Genomic DNA, 12,251 nt, shown 5'->3' with positions numbered 1-12,251 from the left:
TAGCACCGCTTGGGGAGTCGGCCGACCTAGATCAACCGATGGAGACACGGCATGTTTACGGAAATATCAACGCTCGACCTCGTCCTGCGAGGGTTCATACTCACGGCCATCGGGATGATTTGGATCGTGCTGCTCGTGCGGATCGTCGGCCTCCGGTCCTTTTCGAAGATGACCAATTTCGACTTCGTGATGACCGTTGCTATGGGCTCGTTGCTTGCGGGCTCGGGGCAATCCACAGGGTGGGACGAATTTGCCCAAACATTGATCGCTATGGTTACTCTCTTTGCGGTGCAATGGTTGGTCGCTCGCCTTCGCAAGAGTTCCGATCATTTTGAGCGGATTGTGCAGAACGAGCCGGTCATACTTATGCGTGATGGCACTTTCGATGAGAAAGCGCTGCGCAAGACACGCGTTGCGAAGGACGACCTAATCGCCAAACTGCGGGAGGCGAACGTTTTGGCGATGGATAGGGTGCGGGCTGTTGTTCTCGAGACGACCGGGGACGTGTCGGTCCTGCACGGCGATGAACTACAAGATGTGTTGCTGACCGGCGTGCGCCGCCAGAAGCCGTGACCCAAACTGAGGGCTCGTTCACTCAGGCTTATTGCGCGTAGCACCATCAAGCAACATCGTTAGCTCTACGATCAAGGATTAAATGGGAACTTGGGCGGTCGAATCAAATGGCAAATCCAAGGTTCTACAAATGACGGCGTTTGCTTTTAGGTCGCTCCAAGCTTCAGTTGCACTTGGCCGCAGGCCGCCGATACTTAATGAGTCTCATCTAGGTGCCAAATGCCTTGCCCATCTCTCATTACATCACCGAGCAGCTTATCGTCTTCCCAAAGCTTCACATGGCGAAATGCCGCCTCCCTTTCAAGCATGGTAAGAGCTGCCGCTGAACTCTCAGCTGTAAACTCCACTCGCTTGGGTTCTCCAAGCTCATCATCATCGAATTCGAGTACGTATCTTCGCATCGTCGTCACTCTGCGTCTCAAAAAGCGTCAGCCAATTCCCTTCGATCACGACCCAGCAGGAACCTTCTCGCTTAACATTGAGAGGATGGAAGCTCAAATGCGATGAGGGGTTCGGCTCAGTCGAAAGTTTCGGATCAATTTGACGCGATGATAAGTTATCAGAGAGGAGGAACTCTTGGACGGGTGTCATCAACCGAGAATCCTATCATGATTACGACGGAATTAATCGAAACTCATTTTCCAAAGGTTTCCCCGATAGCGTTGATTGAGCAAGCTGCTCGCATGATGCGGGACAATCATCTTCACGCCCTCCCAGTCGTTGATGGATCAGTGTTAAAAGGCGTCATTACTTGTGAAGACATCATATACCGCGGCATCGCTTCCGGTGAGGACTGGTTTCTAACCCATGTCGAAGATTTCATGACACGCGACCCAATCGCCGTGTCGGTCACAGATGATATTTCTGACGTTCAAGCCCTCATGAAAGCTGGGCAACATCAGTGGCTCCCTGTCGTCAGCGTGGACAAGGAATATCTAGGCGTGGTGAAGCTTAGGGCCTTGGAGAACCCGATGTTTTTCGAACAAAACTCGTTCGCATAGCCTTGCTTTCACCTCACTTTTAAGTCCGCTATGGGGGCGCTAGCTTTCCGAACATTGACCGTTGATCGGGATAAGCGAGGAGCCTCTACGAAGTAATGGTAGATTAGGAAAGGGCAGGCCCCATGGAGAGCAGTGAATCTATTTTGAACCTCAATGATCGGCGCGAGCGTCGCCGCTTGCCCATAATCGGAAGTGGGTTATCGGTGCTCTACTTGGCGGGGTTGGTGCTATATCTGTTCGCCCAAAACCAAAATCCAGCAGACCTTGATCTCAATGAGTTAGGGGACTTTCTGGGAGGGATCTCCAGTCCCTTGGCATTCCTCTGGCTCGTGCTTGGCTTCTTTCAACAAAGCCGTGAAATTCGCTTATCGAGTAAGGCGCTTCAACTTCAGGCTAGTGAAATGCGACGCACCGTTGATGAACATCGCCGTCTTGGCGGAGGAAATTGAGAGCAAGGTTCGTGCAGCAGGCGGCTGAAAGCAGAGTGTCGGCAGTCCGTTGGTGAGCTAGCGATTTCGTCATGTCGATGAGATTGGCGTCAGTTGAATGAAGGAGGCGCGGGATTTGGTGTCGCGGAACGTCCAATGCCGGTTAGACGTCTATTGGGTATGATTGGTAAAGCATGCATCAACCTTGTAGCGCTCGCGGCCGCGTCGACCGTGATCCCTGCCCCCTCACTGGCGCGAGGTTCTGACAGCCAGCCTGTATCCGTTTTTCACAGTAGTCTTAGCGTCACCTTTCCTGAAGGCGTGACGAGGGAGATGCTCGGCAAGCGCACGCTCGAGACCATTGCCCTACAGGTAATGCTGGATCGAAGTCGGCACTCTCCAGGTGTTATCGATGGCTACATGGGTAGCAACACGCGTCGCGCCATCCGTTACTATAGGCAGGCTAATGGGTTGCCAGAGGGAGATGGTGTCGACGAAGAGCTGATCAGCTCGCTCGCGAAAACGTACGGTGGGCCTACCTTCACTACGCACAAAATCAGTGAAGAGGACGCCTCAAGCCAATTCCCGGAGAACCCTGACGATTTTGCCGAGATGGCCAAGGATGATCGCCTTAACTACGAGAGCGCATCGGAAATGTTCAGTGAGCGCTTTCATATGGATCAAGGCTTCCTGGAAGCCCTCAATCCAAATGCGAATTTCAGCCAAGCCGGGACTACGCTCGTAATTGTCTCTCACGGAGACGAAAAGCTAGCAGCCGGCATTGCCAAAATCGAGGTTCGCAAAGATGACAATACTGTCGCGGCGCTCGATAAAGATGGCAAGGTTATTGCAAGTTACCCTGCGACAATAGGCAGCGATGACTTTCCTAGCCCAAACGGGGAAATGAAGGTCAAAGCAATAGCGACTGAGCCCAAATACTATTTTGACCCTGAGGATCAAAAATGGGGCCCTGGGAAGCGGCTTACGATCGCTGCCGGTCCTAACAACCCCATCGGAGGGACTTGGATTGATCTGGGCAAAGAAGGCTACGGTATACATGGCTCTCCCGACCCACAAATGGTCGGTAAGCGCACGAGCCACGGATGTGTTCGCCTAACCAATTGGGATGCCGAAGAGCTGGCGCGGGCTGTCACGACGGGAGTTCCGGTGATATTCCTCTAAGACTAAAGTGAAATTTCCCAGGCTCAGCGGACCGAATTGAGCGATGCGGCAAAGCAATAGCATTGCAATCCATGCCATCAGTTTGAACTTAAAACCGGTGTGCTTCGTAAATCACCCTTTCACGCTGTCGTTTTTTGCCGCCATCCTTGGTGGGAACTTTAATCTTATCAATGCGCTTATCTTAAAGTGCGCCACGTGATTCGCAGATTGCGAGGCTACGGAGCCCCCGAAAACAGGAAGTGCTAAATGGCTGAAATCCCCGTGGAGAAGAAATCATCGTCCAGTTGGATCTGGATTCTTTTACTCTTGCTGCTGGGCGCGCTGCTGCTCTGGTGGTTGTTTGCGAACGACGATGATGGCGAGGTGGATCTGGCTAATGCTGATAGCGACACCGTCGCCGCAAGCGATCTGAACGGTGAGGCTGATGTTTCTGCAAATAGCGATGCGTTACTGATTACGACGCTTGGAATGTTGACCGGTGATGCTTCACTCGTTGGACGGCAGGTTCGTCTGGAGGGTGTGTCGGTCAACGAAGTAGTTGGGGACATGGCATTCACGGTGGGTGAAGGAGACAACGAAACGCTCGTCACTTTCAATCAAGTACCAAGGCCAGACACGCCCATGGAAGGTGAGATCGATGTGAACCCTGGATCGACTGTTTCGATCGAAGGGGCTGTCCAGGCTTATGATGGCAACGTGCCAGCATCTGTGAGCCGCGAAATTTCGGAAAACCCTGAAATCTTCATCGATGCAACCAACGTCACTGTCGCTGAGTAAGGAGCTACCAAATGAAACACGACGATAGATTTGCAGAACTAGATTCTCTCTCGAACTGGCAGCTCGAACATGAGGAGCAGGACATTCGCGGCTATCCTGTGCAGTCGCCTACTGGCGAGAATTACGGCAAAGTTAACGATATGCTCGTCGACAAAGAAAACGAAAATGTCCTTGCTGTCAGGATGGAGGATGGGCGACTTGTTTCTGTCGACCACCTCGACATCCGCGATGACCACGTCATCTATCGCGATGATGGAGCGGCATCTCCAGCACAGTACCAGAAGGTACGGAGCCGTAGGGACTGACCAAAAAAATGACAGATTTTACAAGGGGCGCGTTCCTCAAACTCAGACAGGAGTTTCTAAGATGAAAAAACTAGCAGTGATCGCTGCACTTCCCACGCTTGCCCTGCTTGGTTCTTGCGGTGAGGATTCGGCGATGGAAGAGCGCGGAGATGCGAAGGAAGAACGGGCGGACGCCGTTGAAAATTACGGCGACGACCGTGCTGGACAGCTGGAAGAAATGGCGGACGAAGCGCCAACTGACGCTCGTGAAGACGCGCTCAACCAACGCGCAGAGCAAATCGACGACATTGGGGACGAACGCGCAGAAGCGCTCAACGAAAGAGCCGACGAGCTCGAGTAGGGCCATTAGTATTTATTGAAGGCGCCTACATTCCCCGTCGCGTTTTCACACTAGAGGGCCCCTGCTCACCGCAGCGGCCTTCTTCACATTGAGCGTGGACAAAATCGCTCAACAAGTAGCTTAAGATTTTCGCTTGGGAGACTGCAAGGTCTGCAGACGCTGGCCTCCCATTCACAAGCAAAAGCGCCCCGACATAATTGCCGAGGCGCTACACAAGGATCTAGGAGCGATTTCCAGGCCAGTAATTCAGAGGGAAATCGCCGCGATTGAGACCTGCTGCCCGCGGTTGGATGCAGCTATCCTGCTTCTCGTTCTCGCAGACATCATAGACTTTCCCCTTAACTCGGACTTTCGTCACTTTTCCTTGGGGTGTGCGCTCCACGATTTCAGGGCTTTCGGCCTTCCATTCCGCATCACGCGAATGATTGTCGGCTTGCGCGGTACCGGCAGCGGCGAACGCCGCTAGTGCCAAGCTTGGTGCAATGAAATATTTGATGAGAAATCTCCTGAATTTCTCCCGTCTGGTCACAATCCGATCCCATCGGACTAAGTCCTGTCGAGCGCGAGGGCCATACCCTTAGACGAGAACTCTCGCCCGTTTGCATCTCTCACCTTTTTAACCGGTAGTACGACAGGAATGTTCCGAAAAGTTTTGTCGGACCACAAGATCGACGGGTAATCGCTCATCGTTGCCCGATTTCACTGCAAACACTGACCTTGCGTCATAATGGAGCGCACACATGGGTTAGCATAGCGCGATGGTCAGAACCATTGTCGGACAGCACTTCAAAAGACTGTAGCTGAAGGCCGCCCTTCACCATGAGTTGATCCAACGGCCAGCCGACAAAAAGCAAGTTTGCCGGGAAGGTAGGATAGGTGCCGCGACCAATACGCGGATCACGCCAGCCGCCCGTCGAGCGAAATTTACTGGTTGTGCGCGACCAGGGGACATCGTTGAAATCACCCATCACAATGGCGTTGGGCAAGCGATCGGGTGTTTGAACACCGGCATTGACGATATTTTCGTCGCGGCTATCCGTATTCCATCCAGGCAGCGGTGGTTTCGGGTGGAGGCCGATAAATTCAATTGGCTGCGTTCCGGCAGGCTGGAGTGTCGCATAAAGCGTGGGTGTGTCCCTATGCGTGTTTTCAACCACGCTGGACTTCAAGGTTGGCAGCCGAGTGGCGAAAACTAACCCGAACGCCTCGGGTTGCGGGTGCCGGTCCACGTGACCATAGGCCGATAACACAGGCTCCAATTGATTGATCCACCGTGCATCGGTTTCCATCAAGAACAATACATCGGGATCGTGCTTTCGCACTTGTGCGATTATCTGGTCATACTGGTGGTTCTTGACCTTCACATTGACCGACATCGCGGAAAAACACGTGGCTTCAGCTGCTTGCGGAGTTTCCTCCGCGAGCGCTAGTTGCGTTTCGGCAAGAAAGGAATACGGCCAAATGCGCCAGACGTTGATGAGAATGACCAGCCCAAACATGGTCACTGCAGCCCAGCGCTGAGCTCTGGCTAGAAACAGCGCGAGAATTAGCAAGAGCGCAGCAACGTAAGACATTGGCTCACGCACGAGATCAACGGTCCTGACAAACCACGCGTCGCTCGGAATCAGAGAAATCAGAACCGCAATGAGCAAAAGTGTTGCAAGAGCGATGAGTGATATGCCGAGCTTCTTCAAAATCAATTCCCCATTGGCCCACTAATCTCTCGGCAAGCTAAGGTTCTCCCCGACTAGCAAACCCCACCGACATTCTAATGTACGTTGAGAGTGGCTCGGAACCAAGCAATTTGATTGAAAAAGGATTAGGCGGGCGGCTGCTGACGTGCTCTGACGTGCTCCCCTTTTCTCCTCCACTCATAAGTAGAGTCCGGGGTTGCCAGGGTCCCCTGGCGGGTGGGGTTGTGCAACCTGCCTGGCAACTTCGGCGGGCGTCAGCCCGCCTATCCCGCTATGCGGCCGCACATGATTGTAGTCGTCGCGCCATGCTCGCAGCACCGATCGGGCGTGGCTCAGTGATGCGAACAGCGTTTCGTTCAGGCACTCGTCGCGCAAGCGGCCATTGAAGCTTTCGACGAAGCCGTTCTGCTGCGGCTTGCCGGGCGCGATGTAGTGCCATTCGATCCGCCGATCCTGCGCCCAGCGCAGGATCGCCAGACTGGTCAGCTCCGTTCCGTTGTCGCTCACGATCATCAGCGGCTTGCCCCGAACGGCGATGATCGCATCGAGCTCGCGCGCCACACGATCGCCCGACAGCGACGTATCGACCACCAGTGCGAGATTCTCCCGCGTGAAGTCGTCGACCACCGCAAGGATGCGGATGCGCCTGCTACACACCAGCGTGTCGCTGACGAAGTCCAGGCTCCAGCGCTGGTTCGGACGCTGCGGCAACGTCATCGGTGCCCGCGTGCCCATCGCACGCTTGCGGCCCCGGCGACGCCGCACACGCAGGTTCTCCTCGCGATACAGTCGCAGCAGCTTCTTGTGGTTCATCACGATGCCCTCACGGGCGAGCATGATCCCAAGCCGCCGATAGCCGAACCGGCGACGTTCAAGCGCGATCTCACGAAGACGCGACCGAAGGTCGCCATCATCACCACGCCGATGCGCATAGCGCATCGACGATCGATCAACGCCAAGAATGGAACAGGCCCGACGCTCGCTGATCTCGAAGAGCAGTCGAACATGCTCGACTGCCCCGCGCTGAGCGGCAGGCCTCACCAGTTTTTTGACGCCACCTCTTTGAGCACCGCGTTGTCGAGCATGGCGTCTGCCAGCAACCGCTTCAGCCGGCCATTCTCGCTCTCAAGCATCTTCAGTTTGCGCGCCTGCGACACGTCCATGCCGCCATAGGTAGCCTTCCATTTATAGAACGTCGCACCGCTCACGCCGTGCTTGCGGCAAACGTCCGCCGTCGTCGATCCAGCCTCCTGCTCCCGCAGGATCGCTATGATCTGCTCCTCGGTAAACCTGCTGCGCTTCATCGCCGTCCTCCTTCATGAAGGACTCTAGCTCAGACTGGCGGAGTTTCAGGGGAGCACGTCACTGCTCATTTGCAACTAGATGCCTTGCTTGGAAGGCAAACCGTGCAGCTTTGCCGACATCATTTTGGAAAGAAGAGTTTACTACACCGCCTACTACCGATCCGATCATTGGAACGATCATGCCGGCTCGGCTGCGGAAGCTCGCAAACGCAATAGCTCGCGACACGCGCTCAACCGCTTGGTCAACAATCGGGGTGATATGTTCGTGATCAGCGTGAATCAGTTGACCTTGATCGCCAATGCCTGCTTCCAAATCGGCGATGTGCGCCTCACGTTCCTCCGGATCATCGAGCGCGGCTAGCTCCAAAACCTGTAGCCGAAACAATTTTTCAGCGGCACCTTCACCTTCGAACCCGTATGCGCGTCCGGTATCCCGAATGGTGCGCAAGGCGATGCCGATGGTTGCAGGGATATCCGCACTCATCGAAAGCGCGCCGCCCAAACCTGCGGCTGCGCCAGTGGTCGCACTAATGACTCGTGCCGCACGGGCTACTTTGTTAGCTGCACGGTGTGCTGCGGCGATGTCGGTCGTATCATGATCGAAGCGAACGAGCTGCGGAGCTGCAATCGCGCTGTCGAGACCTTTCAATACAGCTTCGATAAGACTTTTCGGCACGACGGAAGCTAGCGCCTTGCCAAATGGGTGGGTCAACCGCTCGATTCCTCGTCCAAGACGGGAAGGTTTGCTGTCGCGGAATTTCTGTTGGTCTTGCTGAATGTCCATGGCTCTTCAATGGCTGGCTACTAGGCGGGTTCCTTAAAAACTCATGCCGGCCTAGGCATCTTAAGGCGAGAGAACCACCGGGCCTCTGAGGCACCAGCCCCTTACCGGAGCGTCCGCAACGGAGTCGTTTGCGGACAGGCAACTTCCGACAGAAGAAACCACTAGCGGATCGTCCGCTTACAGCCTCAGTCTCTGCCATTCAGAGCGCGACCATAAAGGCGCTCGACACGCGCTTGATCGGTCAATCGCGCTGTTGCAACGGCCTGTCGCAAATGCCGGCTTCCGGGGGATCGCTGGGGGTATTTTCTGGATCTGAGCTAAAATAAATGAGGAGAAACAATTAGATAAGTGCTTGCGACATATCCCTCCTCCGCTACCAGGAAATAGCGTTCGCATAGGGTCGCTTGTGTTCGCATGGGTCCGGATTTTCGACCTATATCACTGATTGAAATCACAGACGCTCATTCCATCGCGCGGGTTCGATTCGAGCCGTATGCGTACGCAATTGGATGACTAAAGCCTTAGCCTTCGCGGGACTATCCTACGGGTATTTCCAGCTTTGATTGAATCAGGCGATACCCCCCAACCGCGAAGCTGAGCCAAAGGATGAATTTTTTGGCGCCCCCTCAACCGCTTGATCAAGACTTTTCATGGCGGGCGCAGTCCAAGACTCAAGCCTTTTGACTGGTCAGCATTTAGTGAGCTCGTCAGGAGTGTGCGAAATACCCTTGTCGCCCAAGATCAGTTCGGTCGTTTCTGCCGGCTGATCCCACATGGGAAAGTGCCCGCTATCCTCAAACCAATGCATCGCAGCATTTGGAAACGCCGACATCGCACGGCACGCTTGTCGCGGTAAGCACAGCCGATCCTTGCGCCCCCAGCCGATCACGACGGGTTTTGACGTATCTGGGGTGCCCTCTTGGGCCGCTCCCGTCGCGAGATCGGCGACAAGCGAACGAATTGTCCGCGTATCTGCCAATGCCTCCAATTCCTGGCACAGGAAAGCAGGATCTAGCGCCCACGGCCTTGCGGAAAGTTGGATCATGAGCGCAGTTCGACCTGCGACATTTCTGGTGATGGCCGGGAGAGCTGGCCGCAATGCGCGGACCAGGGCGATCGATGCGGTTATGGTAGTTCGGAAAAAAGTACGCTCCCACCCTTTCCAGAAGCCGCCCGGATCAAGCGCGACGACTCTACCGGCCTTTCCGCGTCGCGCCATTTCGCGCACCAGCCGTGCGCCCATCGAACTTCCCACCATATCGATGCCGTCAAGCTGTTCGGCGTCAAGCCAATCGGCCAAGCTGCACGCCAGCCCGTCGAACGTGCCACTGTCGCGCTCTTCGGGCGTCCTCCCGTGACCGGGGAGGTCCAAGGCAATGACTTCCCTGCTTCGCGAAAGCGTCGGAGAGATTGGATCCCATGATCGAATGCTTCCGCCAAGGCCGTGAACAAGCAGGAGAGGCTGGCCGTGGCCTGAGCGCGTTTGGTGAAAGGTCATATATGATGAACGTCTCTCAATGACTTCTGGGCTTCTTCGGTTGCGATTGCCCCTTTCTTCCACGATTCGGAGAGAGCGGCTGGAAAAATCCCGGTTTCAATGGTGCCCAATTGAGCCCCGGTATCAGTTCGTCGCGGGATTGCGGTATTCACTTACCGAAACGAGACCGAGAGCTTGCCATACGACCCCGGCGTGAAGGAACGCTCTTTGCAGCCACTTCCTACCAAGATCGAGACGGATGAAGCCGATCGCGCTGACCAGGAAACACATCAACGACTTGAGAATTGCAGAACAAGCTACAAGGCCAAGCCGCTCATATCCTATTTGCTGGGTGACTTTCGTGTGGGTTTGCCCCGACCGAAAGGAGCGCCTCAGTACCCAGCGCATTGTCGCCCGGTGTGGAGGGACGGGCTCGTCGACTACGGATTTCGGTTGGTAGACGATCCGCCCGCCCGCTTTCTCCAATTGGCGGAAAAACATCGTATCTTCGCCGCCGGTAACGCCCAGGCCAAGATCGAAACGCAAACCGATGGATTTGACAAACTCTGCGTCGATGAGTGCGTTGGAAGTATAGGCATTAGCAGGATTTCCTTCGATCCGATTGGAATGGAAATCGCAGACGGCAACCCAATCGGGTAATTCCGGCGAATAGATCGCCTGTGATCGACCAATTATAGCGTGAGACCCGGATCGAAACTCAGCCAGGTGGAACAGCCAGTCGGGCCGAGCTGTTTCATCATCGTCGATGAAGGCGAGCCAGCGGGTCTGGCAGGCATCAAGGCAGGCATTGCGGGCGACCGAGATGTTCCCAGCAGGAGCGTGAATGTAGCGCACGGGAAGCTTGAAATGGTGACCGGCCGTTTCAATCCTGAGGCGCGCTTTTTCGGTTTTGTCATTATCTGCAATCAGGATCTCGACCGGAACCAGACCTTTATCGAGTTGCGAGATTGAGCGGAGCGTATCGGAGACGCTGATTCTCTGGAACGTGCAAATGCCGACGGAAATTCTAGGTTCCAAAACGGAAGGGTGGCTTGCGGCTCGAAGCTCTATCGTCATGCCTCGAGTGGTGCGACAAAAAGCAACGCCAGTATACCACCTGGGTTAGCATTCGATGCTCGAATACGATCAGGCGGGCGACTGAGATTTCACTCTCGTGGCATGCGGAATGTGAAGATCGTACTCTGCGGATCCGAGTTAACAGCCAACTTGCCGCCATGTGATTGGGCGATCTGGGAGGCGATGAACAAGCCGAGGCCGAGCCCTTCCTGTGATGGACGGATCTCTTCGCGGACGAAGGGTTCGAACAGCTTTGCCATAGCTGCCGGTTCGATCTGGTCGCCACCGTTTTCAACCTCGAGAAGGAGTTCGTCCGCGTTCTCGTACGCTCGAACCGATATCACAGAGGATATGTCCCCATGTGTTACGGCATTGGCTATGAGGTTGGACAGCAATTGCGAGACGCGCGCAACGTCGCAAGGTACAGGGTCGGTCAACAGGATTTCGGATTGTATCGAGACGTCCGGATTAACGATGCGGATTTCCTGGATGACTCCGCGGATGGCAACTTCAAGCCTTTCTCCGGAAGTGATGTCGAGTGACAGGCCGCTACCCAAGCGGGTCCGTGCGAAGTCCATCAGGTCATCGATCAGGCGGCTCATGCGGTTGAGCGTTACCGTTCCATGGCCGATGACAGTCTGGCCACGCGCGCTGAGTTCTTCTTTGGCCAGCAAGGCATAGCCGGACTTCAATGCCGCGAGAGGATTGCGCAAGTCATGACCCAGGACCGCGATGAATTGTTCGCGCAGCGCGGCTTCGTCTTCGCTGCTCCGCAGAGCCGTGCGGTCGTCCACTGCTTCGGTGACATCGCGAGCGCTGCAATAGAATTTGCCTCGCTCGGGCACGCAGTTCCACGATAGCCAGCGGTATTCGCCGCTCTTGTGCCGATACCGATTGCGAAAATTCAGAATCGGCTCGCCTTGCTGGATGGCTTCGAACGCATCTTGCGTACGCTGGACATCCTCCGGATGGATGAAATCGAAGAAGCGCCGGTTTTCGATTTCGCTTGAGGCATAACCCAGAGTGGCTTCCCACGCGGGATTGGTTGCCTCGAACAGTCCGGAATCGTTGAGTACACCCAGAAGGTCGGGCGTTACCTGCCAGGTCAGGCCGTGTCGGTCCTGCGTTTCGGTATCCATCTAGTTGCCCACCCAGCCCATGAAGCGGCATTAGCACGGGCATAAAGCAGGATACAGCGTTTCCGGCTGCCGAGGGGGCGTAAAGCGCCAACACGATCAGAAATCGAGTTGGCTAATATAAGTGAAATCGCTGGTCGGGGCGTCTGCTTAGATGGCCCTTTGATATCACC

The 12,251-nt window shown here is 55.2% G+C and carries 13 protein-coding genes; 7 read left to right on the top strand and 6 right to left on the bottom strand.

The annotated features are described in order from the left end of the window. The first annotated feature begins 51 nt into the window (after positions 1-51). The 7 genes from CVE41_RS02320 (at position 52) to CVE41_RS02285 (ending at position 4,606) form a co-directional block, all read left to right on the top strand. Positions 52-573 (top strand): DUF421 domain-containing protein, encoded by a 522-nt coding sequence (locus CVE41_RS02320; protein ID WP_100259211.1) that lies wholly within the window; start codon positions 52-54, stop codon positions 571-573. A 608-nt stretch (positions 574-1,181) separates the two neighbouring features. Next, positions 1,182-1,574 carry a CBS domain-containing protein gene (locus CVE41_RS02310; RefSeq protein WP_198507702.1) on the top strand — a complete coding sequence of 131 codons (393 nt, stop codon included), beginning with the start codon at positions 1,182-1,184 and terminating at the stop codon, positions 1,572-1,574. A gap of 122 nt (positions 1,575-1,696) precedes the next feature. Next, the gene (locus CVE41_RS02305) at positions 1,697-2,023 is read left to right on the top strand and encodes a hypothetical protein (protein WP_100259208.1); all 327 of its coding nucleotides are present in this window, start codon (positions 1,697-1,699) and stop codon (positions 2,021-2,023) included. A gap of 93 nt (positions 2,024-2,116) precedes the next feature. Further along, a complete protein-coding gene (locus CVE41_RS02300) occupies positions 2,117-3,184 on the top strand; it encodes a L,D-transpeptidase family protein (RefSeq protein WP_232725761.1) in 1,068 nt (355 codons plus the stop codon). A gap of 246 nt (positions 3,185-3,430) precedes the next feature. Then, positions 3,431-3,961 (top strand): hypothetical protein, encoded by a 531-nt coding sequence (locus CVE41_RS02295; protein ID WP_157799371.1) that lies wholly within the window; start codon positions 3,431-3,433, stop codon positions 3,959-3,961. A gap of 11 nt (positions 3,962-3,972) precedes the next feature. Then, positions 3,973-4,266 carry a PRC-barrel domain-containing protein gene (locus CVE41_RS02290; RefSeq protein WP_100259205.1) on the top strand — a complete coding sequence of 98 codons (294 nt, stop codon included), beginning with the start codon at positions 3,973-3,975 and terminating at the stop codon, positions 4,264-4,266. Between the two features lie 61 nt (positions 4,267-4,327). Then, positions 4,328-4,606, top strand: a complete 279-nt coding sequence (locus CVE41_RS02285) for a hypothetical protein (RefSeq protein WP_100259204.1) — start codon at positions 4,328-4,330, stop codon at positions 4,604-4,606. A gap of 722 nt (positions 4,607-5,328) precedes the next feature. Here the strand turns inward: CVE41_RS02285 and CVE41_RS02275 are convergent. The 6 genes from CVE41_RS02275 to CVE41_RS02250 all read right to left on the bottom strand — a co-directional run bounded on the left by CVE41_RS02275 (position 5,329) and on the right by CVE41_RS02250 (position 12,081). Beyond that, positions 5,329-6,300: an endonuclease/exonuclease/phosphatase family protein gene (locus CVE41_RS02275; protein WP_157799369.1), complete on the bottom strand. Its 972-nt coding sequence runs from the start codon at positions 6,298-6,300 to the stop codon at positions 5,329-5,331. A gap of 177 nt (positions 6,301-6,477) precedes the next feature. Further along, a protein-coding gene (locus CVE41_RS02270) for an IS3 family transposase (protein ID WP_232725760.1) occupies positions 6,478-7,604 on the bottom strand; the annotation gives its coding sequence in 2 pieces (ribosomal slippage) (positions 6,478-7,352 and positions 7,352-7,604; 1,128 coding nt in all). A gap of 58 nt (positions 7,605-7,662) precedes the next feature. After that, positions 7,663-8,388, bottom strand: coding sequence for an EcsC family protein (locus tag CVE41_RS02265; protein ID WP_100259201.1), 726 nt, complete (start codon positions 8,386-8,388; stop codon positions 7,663-7,665). A 688-nt stretch (positions 8,389-9,076) separates the two neighbouring features. Next, positions 9,077-9,886 (bottom strand): alpha/beta fold hydrolase, encoded by an 810-nt coding sequence (locus tag CVE41_RS02260; RefSeq protein ID WP_100259200.1) that lies wholly within the window; start codon positions 9,884-9,886, stop codon positions 9,077-9,079. Between the two features lie 123 nt (positions 9,887-10,009). Continuing rightward, the gene (locus CVE41_RS02255; protein ID WP_100259199.1) at positions 10,010-10,942 is read right to left on the bottom strand and encodes a glycosyltransferase; all 933 of its coding nucleotides are present in this window, start codon (positions 10,940-10,942) and stop codon (positions 10,010-10,012) included. A gap of 89 nt (positions 10,943-11,031) precedes the next feature. Continuing rightward, entirely contained in the window at positions 11,032-12,081 is a 1,050-nt protein-coding gene (locus tag CVE41_RS02250; protein WP_100259198.1) for a PAS domain-containing sensor histidine kinase, read from the bottom strand. Positions 12,082-12,251: the final 170 nt, after the last annotated feature.

It is taken from the genome of Qipengyuania seohaensis (assembly GCF_002795865.1).
In the GTDB taxonomy this organism is placed as follows: domain Bacteria; phylum Pseudomonadota; class Alphaproteobacteria; order Sphingomonadales; family Sphingomonadaceae; genus Qipengyuania; species Qipengyuania seohaensis.
The sequence above is the reverse complement of the archived record's forward strand: the minus strand, read 5'-3'. Positions and strand labels throughout refer to the sequence as shown.

Coding starts and splice junctions, on each gene's coding strand:
- CVE41_RS02320 (WP_100259211.1), top strand. CDS start 52: ATGTTTACGGAAATATCAACGCTCGACCTCGTCCTGCGAGGGTTCATA.
- CVE41_RS02310 (WP_198507702.1), top strand. CDS start 1,182: ATGATTACGACGGAATTAATCGAAACTCATTTTCCAAAGGTTTCCCCG.
- CVE41_RS02305 (WP_100259208.1), top strand. CDS start 1,697: ATGGAGAGCAGTGAATCTATTTTGAACCTCAATGATCGGCGCGAGCGT.
- CVE41_RS02295 (WP_157799371.1), top strand. CDS start 3,431: ATGGCTGAAATCCCCGTGGAGAAGAAATCATCGTCCAGTTGGATCTGG.
- CVE41_RS02290 (WP_100259205.1), top strand. CDS start 3,973: ATGAAACACGACGATAGATTTGCAGAACTAGATTCTCTCTCGAACTGG.
- CVE41_RS02285 (WP_100259204.1), top strand. CDS start 4,328: ATGAAAAAACTAGCAGTGATCGCTGCACTTCCCACGCTTGCCCTGCTT.
- CVE41_RS02265 (WP_100259201.1), bottom strand. CDS start 8,388: ATGGACATTCAGCAAGACCAACAGAAATTCCGCGACAGCAAACCTTCC.
- CVE41_RS02260 (WP_100259200.1), bottom strand. CDS start 9,886: ATGACCTTTCACCAAACGCGCTCAGGCCACGGCCAGCCTCTCCTGCTT.
- CVE41_RS02255 (WP_100259199.1), bottom strand. CDS start 10,942: ATGACGATAGAGCTTCGAGCCGCAAGCCACCCTTCCGTTTTGGAACCT.
- CVE41_RS02250 (WP_100259198.1), bottom strand. CDS start 12,081: ATGGATACCGAAACGCAGGACCGACACGGCCTGACCTGGCAGGTAACG.